The following is a 17,095-nucleotide window of genomic DNA, read 5'->3' as shown; positions in this document are numbered from 1 at the left end:
TCAGCCTGCCTCTTCGACCGCGGCGGTGATCGCGGTACCGATGGTGGCGATGTCGTCGTCGGTGCTGATGTACGGCGGCATCGTGTACACCAGATCGCGGAACGGCCGCACCCACACGCCCCGCCGGAGCGCCGCCGCCGTCACCTTCGGTACGTCTACCGGCCGATCGAGTTGTACGACACCGACCGCGCCGATCACCCGAACGTCCTTCACTACCGGCAGCTCCGCCGCTCGAGCGAGTCCCGCCGAAAGCCCGGCCGAGATGGACGCCACCCGCGCGGCCCAGTCCTGCGAAAGCAGCAGCTCGATCGACGCGAGCGCGACCGTACAGGCGAGTGGATTGGCCATGAAGGTCGGCCCGTGCATCAGCGCGCCGCCCGGTCCGTTCGACACCGTGTGCGCGACCTCGGTCGTACACAGCATCGCCGCGAGCGTCAGATAACCGCCGGTGATCGCCTTCCCGACGCAGAGGATGTCCGGATCGATCCCGGCGTACTCCGACGCGAACAACGTCCCGATCCGCCCGAACCCGGTGGCGATCTCGTCCAGGATCAGCAGGAAACCGTGCCGGTCGGCGAGCTCACGCAGGACCCGCAGGCAGACCGGGCTGTACGGATACATCCCGCCGGTGCCCTGCAGCACCGGCTCGATGATGATGCCCGCGATCTCGTCCGCGTGCTTCTCGGCCAGCTCGGTGATGCCGGCGATCCAGGCTTGCAGCTCCGGATCATCCTCCGCGCGGTCCAATCCGGCCGGCGGCCGCGGGCCGAACACCTGCTCTTTCAGCGTGCCGGTGAACAGCGAATGCATCCCGTTCACCGGATCGCACACGCTCATCGGCGCGAACGTGTCGCCGTGGTACCCGCCCCGAACGGTCAGCATCCGGTTCCGCCCACTGTTGCCGCGGGCAACCTGATACTGGAGCGCGATCTTGATCGCCACCTCGATCGACACCGACCCGGAGTCGGCGAAGAACACGTGCCGGAGCGGGGCCGGCGTGATCTCCACCAGCCGCTCGGCCAGCCGGATCGCCGGTTCGTGGGTGAGCCCACCGAACATCACATGGCTGAAGTCGTCGACCTGATTCTTGACGGCGGCATCCAGGACGGGGTTGCGGTACCCGTGGATCATGCACCACCAGGACGACATCGCGTCGATCGCCTCGACCGTACCGCCGGCGCCGTCGTCCAGTTCCAGCCGGACGCCGGATGCGCCGCGAACCAGCCGCATCGGGTCCGGGGCGGTGAGCGACGAGTACGGGTGCCAAAGCAGCTCCGCGTCACGCTGTTGCCAACTCAACTGTGTCACCGCAGATCCTCCGATGCAGGCTCGAGCACGCCGTGGACCGAGCAGCGGGCCGTCCAGCCCATCGGGTGCACCTGGACGACCATCCGGCGCCGGCAGTCGGCGCAGTACCTGGGCGGTTCCAGGGCCAGCGCCCGGCGACAGTCCTCGTGGCCGCCGTCGGTCAGCTCACGACCACAGCGGCCGCAGTACGTCCCAGCCACAACCTCTTCCTCGGTCACAACGTCTTCTGAAGTTCCTTGACCGGCATCTTCAGCTCGGCCAGCAGGTCCAGGTCGGCGGTCGCCGGGCGGCCCAGCGTGGTCAGGTAGTTGCCGACGATGACCGCGTTGATCCCGCCGAGCAGTCCCTCGCGCGTACCCAGGTCGCCCAGCGTCAGCTCGCGGCCGCCCGCGTACCGCAGCACGGTCCGCGGCATCGCGAGCCGGAACGCGGCGATGGTCCGCAGCGCGTCCTTGCCGTCCATCACCTCCAGGTCGCCGAACGGCGTACCCGGGCGCGGGTTGAGGAAGTTCAGCGGGACCTCGTGCGGGTCCAGCTCGGCCAGTTGCGCGGCCAGCTCGGCCCGCTGCTCGAGTGTCTCGCCCATCCCGACCAGGCCGCCGCAGCACAGCTCCATCCCGGAGTCGCGCACCATCAGGCAGGTCTCCCAGCGCTCCTCGAAGGAGTGCGTGGTGACGACGTCGCCGAAGTACGAGCGCGCGGATTCGAGGTTGTGGTTGTACCGGTGCACGCCCCACGACTTCAGCTCGTCCACCTGCGCCTGCGTGAGCATGCCGAGCGAGCAGGCGATGTTGATCTCGACCTCGGCGTTGATCGCCTCGATGCCGGCCTTCACCTGGCTCATCAGCCGTTCGTCCGGGCCGCGGACGGCGGCGACGATGCAGAACTCGGTCGCACCGGTCTTCGCGGTCTCCTTGGCGGCCTCGACCAGCTCCGGGATGTTCAGCCAGACCGCCCGCACCGGTGAGGTGAACTGACCGGACTGCGAGCAGAAGTGGCAGTCCTCCGGGCAGCCGCCGGTCTTCAGCGAGATGATCCCCTCGACCTCGACCTCCTCGCCGCACCACTTCACCCGGACGTCGTGCGCGAGCGCGAGCAGCTCGGGCAGTTGCTCGTCCGGCGTCCGCAGGATCTCGGCCAGTTGCTCCTGGTTCAGCCCGGTGCCCTGTTCCAGTACCTGCTCACGTGCCACGCCCAGGATGTCGCTCATGGTTCTCCTGCCCTGATCAGTTCGGTCGGCTCACAGTAGGTCAGACGGGTACGCCGGTTCTGCGGCGGGCGTCACGTGGAACATGGGGGCCTGAAGTGCCTCATGACCACTCTCCGCACTTCCCGGGAAAAGTTTTTGGATTTTTCTGGGGAACCTCGTAACCCCCTGTAGACGGGCTCGTTGATGTGTGCAGAGGCGGTTACCGCAAGGAAGACCGCCACCCGGTTACCAGGAGCTACGAATGTTGATCATTACGATCAGCACGCAGAGTGGTCACAAGGCCCAAAGTCCTGGAAATCGGAGGTAAGGTAGTAACCAAGAGCTCGGGTCGCCAGCTGTGGCTGGTGACCCGATCCCAAGCGCCGGGCGCCTCACCCCGGCTTGAGTGAGCCCCTCGGGAAACGATTTGGGCGGAAACGTTCCCGAGGGGCTTGCTCCCTTTTACGGCCCTTTTCGAAAACCTCAGCACGTGACATTGCTGAGGTTTTTTCATTTGCCGAACAGGCCGCCGATGGCGGAATTGTTACGGCTCCGTCACGGGCTGTTTGGGAATGATCGGGAGACGCAGCGCGCCGGGTGCGTCCGCGGGTACGACCGGGTGCTCCGGTTTGACCGGATCGATCCGCCGGTACGCGCTGCCGGGGTCCGGGCGCGGGTCGGTACCGCCCTTGTTCGGCCAGAACGACAGCGCCCGCTCGGCCTGGGCGGTGATCGTCAAGGACGGGTTGACGCCGAGGTTCGCGGAAATGGCCGATCCGTCCATGATGTGCAGCCCGTCGTACCCGTACACCCGGTGGTACGGATCGACCACGCCGGTCTCGGCGGAGTCGCCGATCGCGCAGCCGCCGATGAAGTGCGCGGTCATCGGCACGTTGAACGGCTCGCCGATGGTGCCGCCGGGGGTACCGTTCATCAGCTTCGCCATCCGCCGGACCACCTGGTTCGCGACCGGGATCCAGGACGGGTTCGGCGCGCCGTGACCCTGCTTCGAGGTCAGCCGCCAGCGCCCGAGCCGGTCCCGCTTGCCGAAGGTGGTGATCGAGTTGTCCGCGGTCTGCATCACCAGCGCGATCACGGTCCGCTCGGACCAGTGCTTCAGGTCGTACAGGCGGCGGATGTGCTTGCGCTGCACGCCGAGCTCCCGCAGCCACGTACGCCACCGTGGCTTGTCGCCGTCGCCGTCGGTCAGGACCGTCTGCAGCAAGGACATCACGTTGCTGCCCTTGCCGTACCGGACCGGCTCGATGTGGGTGATGTCGTCGGGATGGAACGACGACGTGATCGCCACGCCGCGGGTGTAGTCGACGTCCCGCTCCCGCGAGATCGCGCCGAGCAGCGACTCGGAGTTCGTCCGGGTCAGCACGCCGAGGCGCTGCGACAGGCGCGGCAGTTTGCCCTCGTCGCGCAGCCGGTGCAGGAGTTTCGCCGTACCCAGCGCGGACGCCGCGAAGATCACCTGCCGCGCGGTGAAGCGCCGGGTGACCTTGCGGTTCGACGTACGCACGGTGTCCACGGCGTACCCGCCTTCGGGCAGCGGGACGACCGACGTGACGGTGGTCAGCGAGTACACCTCGGCGCCGGACTTCTCGGCCAGGTACAGGTAGTTCTTGGTCAGGGTGTTCTTCGCGTTGTGCCGGCAGCCGGTCATGCACTCACCGCAGTCGATGCAGCCGGTACGCCGTGGGCCGGCGCCGCCGAAGTACGGATCGTCGACCTCGACACCGGCTTCGCCGAAGAACACGCCGACCGGTGTCGGGTGGAACGTGTCACCGACGCCCATGTCCTCGGCGACCTGCTTCATCACCTTGTCGGCCGGCGAGAAACCCGGGTACGTCGCGACGCCGAGCATTCGTTTCGCCTGGTCGTAGTACGGCGCGAGCTCGGCCTTCCAGTCGGTGATGTGCGCCCACTGCCGATCGGTGTAGAACGCGGGCAGCGGCTCGTAGAGCGTGTTCGCGTACACGAGACTGCCGCCGCCGACGCCCGCCCCGGACAGGATGATCACGTCCCGGAGCGCGCTGATCCGCTGGATGCCGTACATCCCGAGCTTCGGCGCGAACAGAAACCGTTTGGTGTCCCACGAGTTCTTCGCGAACGCCCCGTCCTCGAACCGCGCCCCGGCTTCCATCACGGCGACGCGGTACCCCTTCTCGGTCAGCCGCAACGCGCTGACCGAGCCACCGAAGCCGGACCCGATGACGAGGACGTCGTAGTCAAAACTCATGGGCGGCCGATCTTCTTCAGCACCCGAAGGGCGCCCGTCATCAGGTCGGCGAACTTCTCGTCGGAGATTCCGTGCGAGGCGGCGATCGGGATCAGGCGCTGGGTGGCGATCGCCTGCGGTTCGACGTACCGGCGGATGCCTTCGACGCCCTGCCGGCGGCCGAGGCCGGACGACCGCATGCCGCCCATCGGGGTGTCGATCGAGCCGAACGTCGCGCCGTACCCCTCGTTCACGTTGACCGTACCGGCCATCAGCTGCGCGGCGACCGCGCGACCACGGCGGCCGTCGCGGGTCCAGACGCTGGCGTTCAGCCCGTACTCACCCTCGTTGGCCCGCTGGATCGCCTCCGACTCGTCCGAGAACCGGTAGATCGAAACCACCGGGCCGAAGGTCTCGTTGTCGAAGCACTCCATCGCGGGTGTGACGCCGGACAGGACGGTCGGCTCGTAGAAGAGCGGGCCGATGTCCGGCCGGGGCTTGCCGCCGGCAAGTACGGTCGCGCCCTGCGTACGCGCGTCCTCCACATGCCGGGTGACCGTCTCCAGCTGGGCCTTGGAGATCAGTGAGCCCATGTCGACATCCCAGCCGGTACCCGCGCTCAGCCGGATCTTCTTCACCCGGTCGACAAAGGCGGTCACGAATGCGTCGTACACCTGGTCCGCGACGTACAGGCGTTCCATCGAGACGCACAGCTGGCCGGCGTTCGCGAAACAGGCCCGGATGGCGCCTTCGGCGGCCCGATTGACGTCGGCGTCACGCAGTACGAGCATCGGGTTCTTGCCGCCGAGCTCCAGGCTGCAGCCGATCAGCCGCTCGCCGCACTGTTTCGCGACCAGCCGGCCGGTCTTGGTCGAGCCGGTGAAGCAGATGTAGTCCACGTTCTGGATCAGCGCGCCGCCGACCGTGGGGCCGTCGCCGTTCACCGCGAGCCAGGCATCGCGGGGCAGCCCCGCCTCGTACAGCAGCTCGATGCCGCGCAGTGCGGTCAGCGGCGTCTGGCTGTCCGGCTTGTGGACGACCGTGTTGCCGGCCAGGATCGCGGGCAGCGCGTCCGAGATCGCCATCGTCAGCGGGTAGTTCCACGGCGAGATGACGCCGACGACCCCCTTGGGTACGAAGCGCTGCTCGGCGCGGGTGAGCACCGGGAAGATGCCGAGCTTGCGCTGCGGTTCGAGCAGCTCGTACGCCTTGCGGCCGTAGTACCGCGCGGTCAGCGCGACGTGGGCGAGCTCCTCGAACGCCTGCTTCCGCGCCTTGCCGGACTCACGAATGATCAGGTCGACCAACTCGTGCCGGTGGTCGAGCACCAGGTCGTGGTACCGGAGCAGGATCGCGGCCCGCTCGGCCAGCGGCACCCGCCGCCAGCTCTCCTGCGTCTTCCGAGCCAGCCGGACCGCGGCGATCACATCGTCCTCGCTGGACACCGGCAGGTCGGCGATCGGCTGACCGGTGGCCGGCGCGTACGACGTCCTGGTTCCGGCCGTCGCGCGTAGCAACCCCGACAACCGGCGGATGACTGCCTGATCGGTCGCGTACGACGCCGTCGGATCAAGCTCCGGATCCGCGGGAATCGAGGTCTGCTCGCTCATCTGCCCAGGCTACCTGTGGGTAATAGACGGTGTCAGTATCAGATCCGCATTAAGCTGACGCCCTCTTCAACATGAAGGAGCGGGACGTCAAGATGGTGGACAGCGGGGGGCTCTGGACGCCGCCTGAGGACGAGCTCGGTGAGGCGCTGCAGACCGCGCAGGTGCTGATCGAGGAAGGCCGGGCCGACGAGGCCGGGCCGTACCAGCAACGGGTCATCGAGCTGGCCAGGGAACGGGCCGAAGGGCACCCGAACCACTACGAGGCCAAGCACCTGATGGCCGCTACCCAGTACGAGCTGGCCGGCTCGCTGAACGCGTCCGGGCGGCACGAGGAGGCGCTGGCCGCGCTGCACGAGGCGCAACTCGGCTACACCGAGCTCCAGGACGCCGGCGTACTGGACGCGACCTGCTTCCTCGCCGACGTCCGCGCCCGCCGCGCGATGACCCAGGCACACCGCGGGTACGGCGCCACCGCCGTACTCGAAATGGACGGCGCGGTGATCGCGTACGGGCAACTCGTCGGCGGCGCGGACGGCGTAAAGCATCAGCCGGACTTCGCCCGCGTACTCGCGATGAACGCGCTGATCCTGCGCCGGTACGGCGATCCCGCCCTCGCGGTCGCCTCCGCCGACGCGGCCACCCAGTTGTTCCTCCAACTCGCCGATCAGATCAACGAGAGTCCGCAGTCGCTCTCGTACGCGCGTTATCTGTGCACGGCGACCGCGGTGTCGGCCGATGTGCACGCGGCCGAGGGACGGCTCGACCTGGCGCTGGAAGCGGACGAGATCGGGCTGACCACCGCCGACACGCTCGCTGACTCGGAGTCGGCGACCGACATGCGTACGTTGGTCGCCGCCCTGGTCCGGAAGGGCAAGCACCTCGGCATCGTCGGCCGGCTGGAAGGCGAGTCCTGCCTGCGCACCGCGTACGACACCGACGCCGAGGCGGCGACGCGGGTGGTCGACGAGCTGGATCGCGGGCTACCGCCGACGCTGGTGGCGGCGCTGGAGAACGCGGAGGTCAAGCTCGGGACGTTCGAGCAGTACCACCGGTTGGTGGCGCTCAGCGAACCCGCGCCCGGGATGACGCTGGCGACGGTGTCCGGGCGCACCGACCCTGAATCAGCAGCTGTGCGGGCGACCGAGTTGGCTGAGCTGGTCCGTCCGCTGCTGGTGCAGGACGGCGACACCGCGCTGACGCTCGGGCTGGAAGCGCACTATCTGTTCGCGATCTCGTCGGAGCGGGAGTCGCACCGGATGCGGTTCGAGACCGCTACGTACATGCCGATCTGGGCGCGGCTGCTGCTGGACATCTCGGCGGCGTACTTCCAGGCCGGGCGGACCGAGATCGCGCTTGATCTGGCCGGCTGGTGTGCTGAGGTCGCGACGGCGCTGATCCCGTACGCGGACGACGATCTGCAGATGAAGGACCTGGCCGGGTCCTGCTACCACCACCACGGCAACCTCCTCGCCGCCACCGGCGATGTCGCCGCGTCCCACCACGCGCACGAGGCCGCCCAGCAACTCCAGCTCGGCCGGTAGCTTGACGTGCTGTCCTCCGCGGCGGACGCTGACGCTGGGGAGGGGGTGCGGTCATGGATGTCGTCGAGTTGCACAACCGCACGGTCGCGAACTTCGCGGAGCTGGTGTCAGCGGTGGACAGCGATCAGTGGTCGGCGCCGACACCGTGCTCGGACTGGGACGTCCGGGCGCTGGTGAACCACGTCGTCGGTGAGGAACGCTGGGTCGTACCGCTGATGGCGGGCAAGACGATCGCCGCCGTCGGAGACGCCCTGAGTGGCGACCTGCTCGGGGACGACCCGGCCGGCGCGGCATCGGCGGCCGCCCGGGAGGCGACGGTCTCGGCGGGCCTGGCGGTCGGCAAGGTGCACCTTTCGTACGGTGACGAGGAGCCGGACGAGTATCTGCGTCAGCTGGCGGCGGACCACCTGATCCACGGGTGGGATCTGGCGGTGGCGATCGGCGTGCCGACACGGATGGAGCCAGAGCTTGTGGACGAGGTACGGACGTGGTTCGCCGAGCGTGAGGAGCTGTACCGGTCGGCCGGCATCATCGGCGAACACCTCGACGGCTTCACCGACCCCGCCGACGCGCTGCTCGCCGCCTCGGGCCGCGACCCGCGCTGGACGCCGTCCTAGGTGACGGGTTACTCGGACAGGTCGGCGCGGAGGGCACCGACGAACAGGCCGGCTTCGGCCTCGGTCATGCCGGTCTCGGACACGACCAGAGCGGTCGCCTGGTGCAGCTCACCGGCCGCCTTGAGCGCGCGGGTGCGTTCGGCGAGGTTCGTGTTCGGGCGGCGTACGACCGGGGTGCCGGTGGTGGGCGCCACGTACCGCCCGAGCCGGATGTCGTCGACCAGCTCCTTGGACTGCTTCAGGTCGAGCCCGGTGCGCTCACGGATCAGCTTGACCGCGTGCACCGCCTTCTTGGTGGTGATCAGGAACCGCACCTGATCCACATCGTCCGGGGACAGTCGTGCCCGCCCTGCGGCAAGGGCAACATTGTCCGTGTCCTGGCTGCTGCGTCGGTTGAACAATCCCATGCCGCAATCCTTCCAGAACCCATCAACCCAAGCGCGCGCTCCGCGCGCCAACGCGAGTGGATATCCACCGCTGTTGTGGGTTCTCCACCGGTATACGAGTGGAGAACCCACAACGCGGGTGGATAACCCTGCCGTCAGCTTCCGGCGAGCACTCGCAGCACGCTCGGCCAGGCGAGCGTGCCGAGCTGCCGGTCGGCCGCGTCGGTGCCGCCGCGCGCCATCCGCTGCCCGGCGCGCTTCGGCTCCTCGCCCGGCAGCACCGCCCGATGCCCAGCCTCGGCGACCGTCACGACCGGCGTCTCCAGCGCACCCCGCCCGCGTACGATCTCCGCCGCGAACGCACCCGCCGGCCACACCTGATCGTCCCCACCGACCACCAGCAGCACCTCGCGAACCCGCTCCACCGGAATCCGGGCAGCTACCGCATCACTCGCGTACGTCCGGACGCTCTGCGCGTACAACCCCGTGTAGCTGGGCGGATCATCATCCGCCCGCCAATCCGGATCGAACGGAACGTACGGCAGCGGCGTACCCCGCCAGGTCCAGGCGGACGCGTGACTCCCGTCCTCCAGGTTCCGCCCCCACACGTACGCGCTCGGAGCGAACGCGATCACCGCATCGACCCGCGCGTCGAACGCACCCAGCAGCAGCGCGGCCTCGGCTCCCCACGAGCTGCCCATCACCACCACGCGCTCGTTGCGCCCGGCGAGTTCATCCACCGGGAACGACTCCAGCGGTACCTCGTGGCGCACGGCCCAGCGCGGCGCGAGTACGTCGTACCCCTCCGCCGCGAGGATGCGCGCCCGGTCGAGATCAGGCACACCGCTCGACCCGTGGAGGAGCAGTACGCCGGTGCTCATCAGCCCCTACCGGCCGCGGTCACCCGACGACGACCTCGACCCGCTGGAACTCCTTGAGCTCCGTGTACCCGGTGGTGGCCATCGCGCGCTTGAGGGCGCCGACCAGGTTCATCGTGCCGTCCGGCACCCAGGACGGGCCGAACAGGATCTGGTCCATCGTGCCGGTGACACCGACCTCGACCCGCTCGCCGCGCGGCAGATCCTGGTGCCAGGCCTCGGCACCCCAGTGGTACCCGCCGCCGGGCGCGTCGCTCGCGCGCGCCAACGGCGAACCGACCATCACCGCGTCCGCGCCGCAGGCGATCGCCTTCGCCACGTCACCGGACCGGCCGACCGACCCGTCCGCGATGACATGCACGTACCGGCCGCCGGACTCGTCCATGTAGTCCCGCCGGGCGGCCGCGACATCCGCCACCGCCGACGCCATCGGCACCGCGACGCCGAGCACCTTCCGGGTGGTGTGCGCCGCGCCGCCGCCGAACCCGACCAGCACGCCGGCCGCGCCGGTACGCATCAGGTGCAGCGCCGCCTGGTGCGTCGCGCAGCCACCGACGATCACCGGGACGTCGAGGTCATAGATGAACTGCTTCAGGTTGAGTGGCTCCGCCTGACCGGACACGTGCTCGGCGGACACCGTCGTGCCGCGGATGACGAACAGGTCGACGCCCGCGTCCACGACATGCTTCGCGAACTGCTTGGTCCGCTGCGGCGACAGCGCGCCGGCCACGGTCACGCCCGAGTCGCGGATCTCCTGCACCCGCTGCGAGATCAGCTCCGGCTTGATCGGCGCCGCGTAGATCTCCTGCAGCCGGTGCGTGGCCTGCTGGACGTCGAGCCGGGTGATCTCCTCGAGCAGCCCGCTCGGGTCCTCGTACCGGGTCCAGAGCCCTTCGAGGTTCAGCACCCCGAGCCCCCCGGCCTTCCCGATCGCGATCGCCGTCTCCGGCGACATCACCGAATCCATCGGCGCCGCCAGGATCGGCAGCTCGAACCGGTAGGCGTCGATCTGCCAGGCAACCGAAACCTCCTCGGGGTCCCGCGTCCGCCGCGACGGCACAATCGCAATGTCGTCAAACGCGTACGCCTGCCGCCCCCGCTTGGCCCGCCCGATCTCGATCTCGGTCATCTGGTGATTCCTTCAGGTCGGGCGGTCAGCGGCCGGAGTAGTTCGGGGCTTCTACGGTCATTTGGATGTCGTGGGGGTGGGATTCCTGGAGGCCGGCCGAGGTGATGCGGACGAAGCGGCCGTTTTCCTGGAGTTCGGGGACGGTGCGGGCGCCGGTGTACCACATCGACTGGCGGAGGCCGCCGATCAGCTGGTGGGCGACGGCGGAGAGCGGGCCGCGGTACGGGACCTGGCCCTCGACGCCCTCGGCGATCAGTTTCTCGTCGGAACCGCCGTCGTGCTGGAAGTAGCGGTCCTTCGAGTACGACTTGCGCAGGCCGCCGGACGACATCGCTCCGAGCGAACCCATCCCGCGGTACGCCTTGAACTGCTTGCCGTTGATGAACACCAGGTCACCCGGCGACTCCTCGCAACCGGCCAGCAGCGAACCGAGCATCACCGTGTCGGCGCCGGCGACGATCGCCTTGGCGATGTCACCCGAGTACTGGAGGCCGCCGTCGCCGATCACCGGTACGCCGGCCGGCTTGCACGCCAGCGACGCCTCGTAGATCGCGGTCACCTGCGGCACGCCGACGCCCGAAACCACCCGGGTCGTACAGATCGAGCCCGGCCCGACGCCGACCTTGACGCCGTCCGCGCCCGCGTCCACCAGCGCCTGCGCGCCCACCCGGGTGCCGACGTTGCCGCCGACGACGTCGACGCCACGGGTCGCCGGGTCGGCCTTGAGCTTGCGGATGATCTCGATCTGCGCCTTCGAGTGACCGTGCGCGGTGTCCACCACGAGCACGTCGACCCCGGCCTCGACCAGCGTCATGGCCCGCTTGTACGCCTCGCCGAAGAAGCCGATCGCGGCACCGACCATCAGCCGGCCGGTGGCGTCCTTGGTCGACAGCGGGAACTTGTCGCGCTTGACGAAGTCCTTCAGCGTGATCAGCCCGGTGAGCTTGCCGGCGTCGTCGACCAGCGGCAGCTTCTCCACCTTGTGCTTGCTCAGCAGCGCCATCGCGTCGTCGGCGGCGATGCCCTGCTTGCCGGTGATCAGCGGCTGCCGGGTCATCACCTCGCGGACCGGGCGGGACAGATCGTTCTCGAACCGCATGTCACGGTTGGTGACGATGCCGACCAGCACCCCGGCGTCGTCCACCACCGGAACCCCGGAGATCCGGTACTGGGCGCAGAGCGCGTCGGCCTCGCCGATGCTGGCGTCCGGACCGATCGTGATCGGCTGCGCGATCATGCCGGACTCGGAGCGCTTGACCAGGTCGACCTGCTGGGCCTGGTCCTCGATCGCGAGGTTGCGGTGCAGCACGCCGAGGCCGCCCTGGCGGGCCATCGCGATCGCCATCCGCGCCTCGGTGACGGTGTCCATCGCGCTGGACAGCAGCGGGATGTTCACCCACACGTTGCGGCTCACCCGGGACCGGGTGACCGCCTCGGACGGGATGACGTCGGACTCGTTGGGCTGCAGCAGCACGTCGTCGAAGGTGAGGCCGAGGACGGCGAACTTGTCGGGAACTCCAGCGGGTGTGATGTCCATGGGGAAAACGAGCACCTTTACACGGCGAGAACGGAACCCCATCCTATCCGCGCCGCCACCAGCACCCGAATCCGCCGTCCACGGCGCCGCCCGCCCACCGCGGGTCGCGGGGACGGGCGGGTGCCGGAAGTACGTCTACTCGGTCGGCTTGTTGATCACGCCGAGGATGGTCAGCAGCACCAGGTCCTCGGTCGATCCGTGCGTACGGTCGATCGCCGCGTGCTTGCCTTCCGGGTACTCGCCGGTGGAGTGCTTGCCCTTCGGATAGGCCTTCCGGACCGAACCGGTACTGACCTTTCCGCTGGAGTGCTTCCCGTGCCCCTTGGCCGACTTGCCGGACTTGGCCGCCTTGGACTTGGCCGCCTTGTCGTGCTTGGCGGACTTGGCGGTCTCGTGGTGTACGGTCCGCGGCTTGACGGCGGCGTCGGCCGGGCCGAAGAAGCGCTGCGCGCTCTCCAGCGTGGTCGGCGTACCGGTCGGGGTCGGCAGCACCGGCGCGATCGCCTTGCCGACGAGCTCCCCCACCACACTCGCCAGGTCAGTCGGGACCTGAGTGACGTCACCAGCAGGCTTCTGCCCGTCACCACCAGTAGCCGGAAGGCCAGTACCGTCCGTACCGCCGGTGCCAGTAGTGTCCGAACCAGTGGTGTCGGTACCGCCCGTGGTGTCACCACTCGGGGCGGTCGTGTCCGAGCCGGTCGGAGTCGTCGTAGTGCCTGCGGACGGCGTGCCCGCGTCACCACCGCTACCAGCCTCGCCAGTACCCGGGTCGCCGGTGGGCGCACCCGTCGGGCTCCCGCCGTCGCCGGTGCCCGTGTCACCCTTCGGCGGCGTACTCGGCGTCGTCGTAGTGGTCGGGTCGGTCGGCGTCGGAGTCGGCGTGGTGGTGGTCGTCGGTTCCGTCGGCTCGCTCGGCGGCGGCGTGGTCGTCGGCGTGCTCGGCGGGCTCGTCGGCTGGTCCGTGCCCTGGTCGCCGCCGCCCTGGTCACCGCCCGGGTCGGTCGTCGGGTCACCGGTCTTGTCGCCGACCGGCTTCGCCGGCACCGGCGGCCCGATCGTCGGCTTGTCCAGCACCGCGAGCGGCTTCTCCGGCGGGACCACGACCTGCGGCGGGTTCGGGAGCTCCCGCGCGTTCGGGTCCTCGGTACCCGGGTTGCCGGTGCCGTCGTTCTGGTCCAGATGACCGGCCCGGGCCTTGTCCTGGTAGTCCTTGGCGACCTTGACGATCTTGGTCTTGTCCAGCACCGGCAGGCCGTCGAGCTGTTCCTTCGGGAAGCTGGTCTGCGGGCGGACCGCGTCGACCACCTTCTCGATCACCTTCTCGTACGGCGACAGCGGATCGCCGTTGACGGCGGCCGCCACCCCGGAGACCGACAGCGCCGCCACCGCGGCCACCCCGAGCGCCAGCCCCCGGGTCGCCACCTTGCGGGCGAACGGGTCGGTGATCGGGTTGAGCGCGGCGCACCGCGCCAGGAAGCTCTCCGGATCGTCGATGGTCTCCACCGGGAGCTCGTCCTCGACCTCCACCGCCAGCCGGAGCTCGGCCAGCAGTTGGACGGCCGGGTCGCGCTCGCCCGCCGAGCGGGCGGACTCCCCACCGGCGGCGAGCAGATCGAGCAGCGCGTCATCGGACTCGATCGCGTCCAGATCGAAACGGTCAGCCATGATGCCCCTCCCCTGCTCTTCCTCGTTCCAGCTGTGCTTCATGCCCCACGTACCCCCTGAGCGTGTTCAACGCCCGATGCTGTGCGACCCTCACCGCCCCCGGTGTCATTCCCAGTGCCCGGCCGGTCTCCTCGGCTGACAACCCCGCGACGACGCGAAGGCGCAGGATCTCCCGCAGCTTTTCCGGCAGCTTGTCCAGCAGGCCGATGATGTGCTGGACCTCGGACTGCCGAACCGCGCGCTCCTCCGGCGTCGGTGACTCGTCCGCGCCGTCCGGCAGGTCCGGCGTCGAGACGTCGGCGACCGCGAACGCACGCTGGGCATCGGCGACCTTGCGGGCCGCGATGCCGTAGACGAAAGCCTCGAAAGGCCTCCCCTCGTCCCGGTACCGGCTGAGCGCGCCGAACACCGCGACACATACCTCTTGCGCGACGTCGTCGACCATGTCGGCGCCGCCGGGATAGGTCCACAACCGGGACCGTACGTAGCGGTGCGCCACAGCGCGCACCCTGGTGAGCAGGTCGTTGAGAGCTGTACGGTCCCCGTCGCCGGCCAGCGCGGCAAGATCCCTGAGCTCGACCCGGTCGTGGGTGTCAGGTACTCGGACCTCGGTCACCCCTCGCCCCCTCGTGTCAGACCGGTCAGCCTGAAAGATGGTACGGCGCTCAACTCTTGTTGCCTAGTGGCTGGGCGTGATCCAGTCCCTCGTTTGATCACGATCCGTCACTACTGACGGGTCAGGTACGCGCGGGTGGGCTGAAACGGATCAGTTCTGTCGCATGTTCGCCGCCCCAGTCGATCGGCGTACGGGTGGTTTCGGTCCACCCCGCGCGCCGGTAGAGATGTACGGCGGCGCCGCGGTTGTCCACCACCTCGAGCGACAGCTCCCGCCCGAAGCCGGCGGCGGCCGTCACGCAGTGGTCGAGCAACCGGCGCCCGATCCCCTTCCGGGTCACCGTCGGGTCCACGAAGAGCCGCTCCACCTCGGCGCGCTCCCCCACCGCCGTCAGCACAACGTGCCCGACGACCCGGCCGTCGAGCTCCGCGACCCAGCATCCGAGCCGGCTCGCGGGCGTCAGCCACCCGCGCGGATGAGCCGGCCAGTTGATCGGGTACCCGGCTTGTTCATGCACCACCCGGAGCAGTTCGGCACATACGTCGAGGTCCTCGTCACGGCGTTCCCGGACCCGTACGCCGCCTTCGCGGAAAGAATCTGTCACCAGACGCACATTAGTTCCCGAAAACACGGCACCGCCCGGCAGTTGCCTGCCGGGCGGTGCTGTGTGTGTGCTGTGCTGTCGAACTAGCTGCCTGAAGGTCAGTGACCGTGACCGTGGCCGTGACCGGCCGCGGCGGGCTCTTCTTCTTCGGGCTTGTCGACCACCAGGGTCTCGGTGGTGAGCAGCAGCGCGGCGATCGAACCGGCGTTGGCGAGCGCGGACCGGGTCACCTTGACCGGGTCCAGGACGCCCTGCGCCAGCAGGTCACCGTACTCGCCGGTGGCCGCGTTGAAGCCGCTCCCGACCTCGAGCTCGGCGACCTTCGAGGTCACGACGTAACCCTCGTAGCCACCGTTCTCGGCGATCCAGCGCAGCGGCTCGACGACCGACTTGCGGACGATCCGGACGCCGGCGAGCTCGTCGCCCGCCAGGTCGAGACCGCTGTCCAGCACGGTGGCCGCGTGCACGAGCGCGGAGCCGCCGCCGGCGACGATGCCCTCCTCGATCGCGGCCCGGGTCGCGGACACCGCGTCCTCGATCCGGTGCTTCTTCTCCTTCAGCTCGACCTCGGTGGCCGCGCCGACCTTGATCACGCAGACGCCACCGGCCAGCTTGGCCAGCCGCTCCTGCAGCTTCTCCCGGTCCCAGTCGGAATCGGTGCGCTCGATCTCGGCCTTGATCTGGTTCACCCGGCCGTCGATGTCGTCGGCCTTGCCGGCGCCCTCGACGACGGTGGTGTTGTCCTTCGAGACCACGATCCGGCGGGCCGAACCGAGCACCTCGAGGCCGACCTGGTCGAGCTTCAGCCCGACCTCCGGGGCCACGACCTGCGCGCCGGTGAGCGCGGCCAGGTCCTCCAGCATCGCCTTCCGGCGGTCACCGAAGCCCGGCGCCTTGACGGCGACGGAGGTGAAGTTGCCGCGGATCTTGTTCACCACCAGGGTGGACAGCGCCTCGGCCTCGACGTCCTCGGCGATGATCAGCAGCGCCTTGCCGGACTGCACGACCTTCTCCAGCAGCGGCAGCAGGTCCGCGATCGCGGAGATCTTGCCCTGGTGGATCAGGATGTACGGGTCCTCCAGCACCGCTTCGCCGGCCTCGGCGTCGGTGATGAAGTACGGCGAGATGTAGCCCTTGTCGAACTGCATGCCCTCGGTGAACTCGAGCTCGGTGCCGAACGTGTTCGACTCCTCGACGGTGATCACACCGTCCTTGCCCACCTTGTCGAACGCGTCCGCGATCAGGCTGCCGATCTCGGCGTCCCGGGCGGAGATGGTGGCGACGTGGGCCATGTCGCCCTTGTCGTCCACCGGACGGGCGGTCTCGACCAGCTTGGCCGACACGGCCTCGACGGCCGCCTCGATACCGCGCTTGAGGCCCATCGGGTTGACGCCCGCGGCAACCGCCCGCAGGCCTTCGTGCACCAGCGCCTGCGCCAGCACCGTCGCGGTGGTGGTGCCGTCACCGGCGATGTCGTTGGTCTTGGTGGCGACCTCCTTGGTGAGCTGCGCACCAAGGTTCTCGAACGGGTCGTCCAGCTCGACCTCACGGGCGACGGTGACACCGTCGTTGGTGATGGTCGGGGCGCCCCACTTCTTGTCCAGGACGACGTAGCGGCCCTTCGGCCCCAGCGTCACCTTGACCGTGTTCGCGAGCTTGTCGACGCCGCGCTCCAGCGCGCGCCGCGCGTTCTCGTCGAACTCGAGGATCTTCGGCATGAAGAGAACCAGTCCTTTTCTGAATGTCTTCGGTGCAGGCAACGAGCCGGCCGCCGTTCCCCGGCCGGGCCGC

At 69.1% G+C, this 17,095-nt stretch carries 15 protein-coding genes; 2 read left to right on the top strand and 13 right to left on the bottom strand.

What is annotated here, in order from left to right:
- The 5 genes from HDA44_RS31715 to HDA44_RS31695 form a co-directional block, all read right to left on the bottom strand.
- A complete protein-coding gene (locus HDA44_RS31715; RefSeq protein ID WP_184840740.1) occupies nt 1–1,308 on the bottom strand; it encodes an adenosylmethionine--8-amino-7-oxononanoate transaminase in 1,308 nt (435 codons plus the stop codon).
- Entirely contained in the window at nt 1,305–1,526 is a 222-nt protein-coding gene (gene bsaP, locus HDA44_RS31710) for a biotin synthase auxiliary protein BsaP (protein WP_202888814.1), read from the bottom strand. The genes HDA44_RS31715 and bsaP overlap by 4 nt, the downstream gene beginning before the upstream one ends.
- Complete coding sequence (gene bioB / locus HDA44_RS31705; protein WP_184840738.1) at nt 1,523–2,518, bottom strand: biotin synthase BioB; 996 nt, start codon at nt 2,516–2,518, stop codon at nt 1,523–1,525. The genes bsaP and bioB overlap by 4 nt, the downstream gene beginning before the upstream one ends.
- A gap of 523 nt (nt 2,519–3,041) precedes the next feature.
- Nucleotides 3,042–4,742: a GMC oxidoreductase gene (locus HDA44_RS31700; RefSeq protein ID WP_184840736.1), complete on the bottom strand. Its 1,701-nt coding sequence runs from the start codon at nt 4,740–4,742 to the stop codon at nt 3,042–3,044.
- Nucleotides 4,739–6,331, bottom strand: coding sequence for a succinic semialdehyde dehydrogenase (locus tag HDA44_RS31695; RefSeq protein ID WP_184840734.1), 1,593 nt, complete (start codon nt 6,329–6,331; stop codon nt 4,739–4,741). The genes HDA44_RS31700 and HDA44_RS31695 overlap by 4 nt, the downstream gene beginning before the upstream one ends.
- A 92-nt stretch (nt 6,332–6,423) precedes the next feature.
- Between HDA44_RS31695 and HDA44_RS31690 the strand changes: the two genes are divergently transcribed.
- Together HDA44_RS31690 and HDA44_RS31685 are read left to right on the top strand one after the other, a co-directional pair.
- Nucleotides 6,424–7,872 carry a hypothetical protein gene (locus HDA44_RS31690; protein WP_184840732.1) on the top strand — a complete coding sequence of 483 codons (1,449 nt, stop codon included), beginning with the start codon at nt 6,424–6,426 and terminating at the stop codon, nt 7,870–7,872.
- Between the two features lie 53 nt (nt 7,873–7,925).
- The gene (locus HDA44_RS31685) at nt 7,926–8,489 is read left to right on the top strand and encodes a TIGR03086 family metal-binding protein (RefSeq protein ID WP_184840730.1); all 564 of its coding nucleotides are present in this window, start codon (nt 7,926–7,928) and stop codon (nt 8,487–8,489) included.
- An 8-nt stretch (nt 8,490–8,497) separates the two neighbouring features.
- Here the strand turns inward: HDA44_RS31685 and HDA44_RS31680 are convergent, their stop codons facing one another.
- From HDA44_RS31680 to groL, 8 genes are all read right to left on the bottom strand, one after another.
- Complete coding sequence (locus HDA44_RS31680; RefSeq protein WP_184840728.1) at nt 8,498–8,896, bottom strand: hypothetical protein; 399 nt, start codon at nt 8,894–8,896, stop codon at nt 8,498–8,500.
- A gap of 134 nt (nt 8,897–9,030) precedes the next feature.
- A complete protein-coding gene (locus tag HDA44_RS31675) occupies nt 9,031–9,756 on the bottom strand; it encodes an acyl-CoA thioester hydrolase/BAAT C-terminal domain-containing protein (RefSeq protein ID WP_184840726.1) in 726 nt (241 codons plus the stop codon).
- Between the two features lie 19 nt (nt 9,757–9,775).
- Entirely contained in the window at nt 9,776–10,882 is a 1,107-nt protein-coding gene (locus tag HDA44_RS31670) for a GuaB3 family IMP dehydrogenase-related protein (RefSeq protein WP_184840724.1), read from the bottom strand.
- A gap of 25 nt (nt 10,883–10,907) precedes the next feature.
- Nucleotides 10,908–12,419 carry an IMP dehydrogenase gene (guaB, locus tag HDA44_RS31665; protein ID WP_184840722.1) on the bottom strand — a complete coding sequence of 504 codons (1,512 nt, stop codon included), beginning with the start codon at nt 12,417–12,419 and terminating at the stop codon, nt 10,908–10,910.
- 135 nt (nt 12,420–12,554) lie between these two features.
- Nucleotides 12,555–14,084 (bottom strand): hypothetical protein, encoded by a 1,530-nt coding sequence (locus HDA44_RS31660; protein ID WP_184840720.1) that lies wholly within the window; start codon nt 14,082–14,084, stop codon nt 12,555–12,557.
- Nucleotides 14,077–14,700 (bottom strand): RNA polymerase sigma factor ShbA, encoded by a 624-nt coding sequence (shbA, locus tag HDA44_RS31655; protein ID WP_184840718.1) that lies wholly within the window; start codon nt 14,698–14,700, stop codon nt 14,077–14,079. Before shbA ends, HDA44_RS31660 begins: the two co-directional genes overlap by 8 nt.
- 121 nt (nt 14,701–14,821) lie before the next feature.
- Nucleotides 14,822–15,304 (bottom strand): GNAT family N-acetyltransferase, encoded by a 483-nt coding sequence (locus HDA44_RS31650; protein ID WP_184840716.1) that lies wholly within the window; start codon nt 15,302–15,304, stop codon nt 14,822–14,824.
- A 98-nt stretch (nt 15,305–15,402) separates the two neighbouring features.
- Nucleotides 15,403–17,022, bottom strand: a complete 1,620-nt coding sequence (groL, locus tag HDA44_RS31645) for a chaperonin GroEL (protein ID WP_184840714.1) — start codon at nt 17,020–17,022, stop codon at nt 15,403–15,405.
- Nucleotides 17,023–17,095: the final 73 nt, after the last annotated feature.

Source organism: Kribbella solani (assembly GCF_014205295.1).
Lineage (GTDB): Bacteria > Actinomycetota > Actinomycetes > Propionibacteriales > Kribbellaceae > Kribbella > Kribbella solani.
This window is presented reverse-complemented; position numbering and strand designations above follow the sequence as displayed.

Excerpts from the sequence above, each read along its gene's own strand:
- HDA44_RS31700 (WP_184840736.1), bottom strand. The coding sequence starts at position 4,742 with ATGAGTTTTGACTACGACGTCCTCGTCATCGGGTCCGGCTTCGGTGGC.
- HDA44_RS31675 (WP_184840726.1), bottom strand. The coding sequence starts at position 9,756 with ATGAGCACCGGCGTACTGCTCCTCCACGGGTCGAGCGGTGTGCCTGAT.
- bioB (WP_184840738.1), bottom strand. The coding sequence starts at position 2,518 with ATGAGCGACATCCTGGGCGTGGCACGTGAGCAGGTACTGGAACAGGGC.
- HDA44_RS31680 (WP_184840728.1), bottom strand. The coding sequence starts at position 8,896 with ATGGGATTGTTCAACCGACGCAGCAGCCAGGACACGGACAATGTTGCC.
- guaB (WP_184840722.1), bottom strand. The coding sequence starts at position 12,419 with ATGGACATCACACCCGCTGGAGTTCCCGACAAGTTCGCCGTCCTCGGC.
- HDA44_RS31690 (WP_184840732.1), top strand. The coding sequence starts at position 6,424 with ATGGTGGACAGCGGGGGGCTCTGGACGCCGCCTGAGGACGAGCTCGGT.
- HDA44_RS31670 (WP_184840724.1), bottom strand. The coding sequence starts at position 10,882 with ATGACCGAGATCGAGATCGGGCGGGCCAAGCGGGGGCGGCAGGCGTAC.
- HDA44_RS31695 (WP_184840734.1), bottom strand. The coding sequence starts at position 6,331 with ATGAGCGAGCAGACCTCGATTCCCGCGGATCCGGAGCTTGATCCGACG.
- groL (WP_184840714.1), bottom strand. The coding sequence starts at position 17,022 with ATGCCGAAGATCCTCGAGTTCGACGAGAACGCGCGGCGCGCGCTGGAG.
- HDA44_RS31660 (WP_184840720.1), bottom strand. The coding sequence starts at position 14,084 with ATGGCTGACCGTTTCGATCTGGACGCGATCGAGTCCGATGACGCGCTG.
- HDA44_RS31685 (WP_184840730.1), top strand. The coding sequence starts at position 7,926 with ATGGATGTCGTCGAGTTGCACAACCGCACGGTCGCGAACTTCGCGGAG.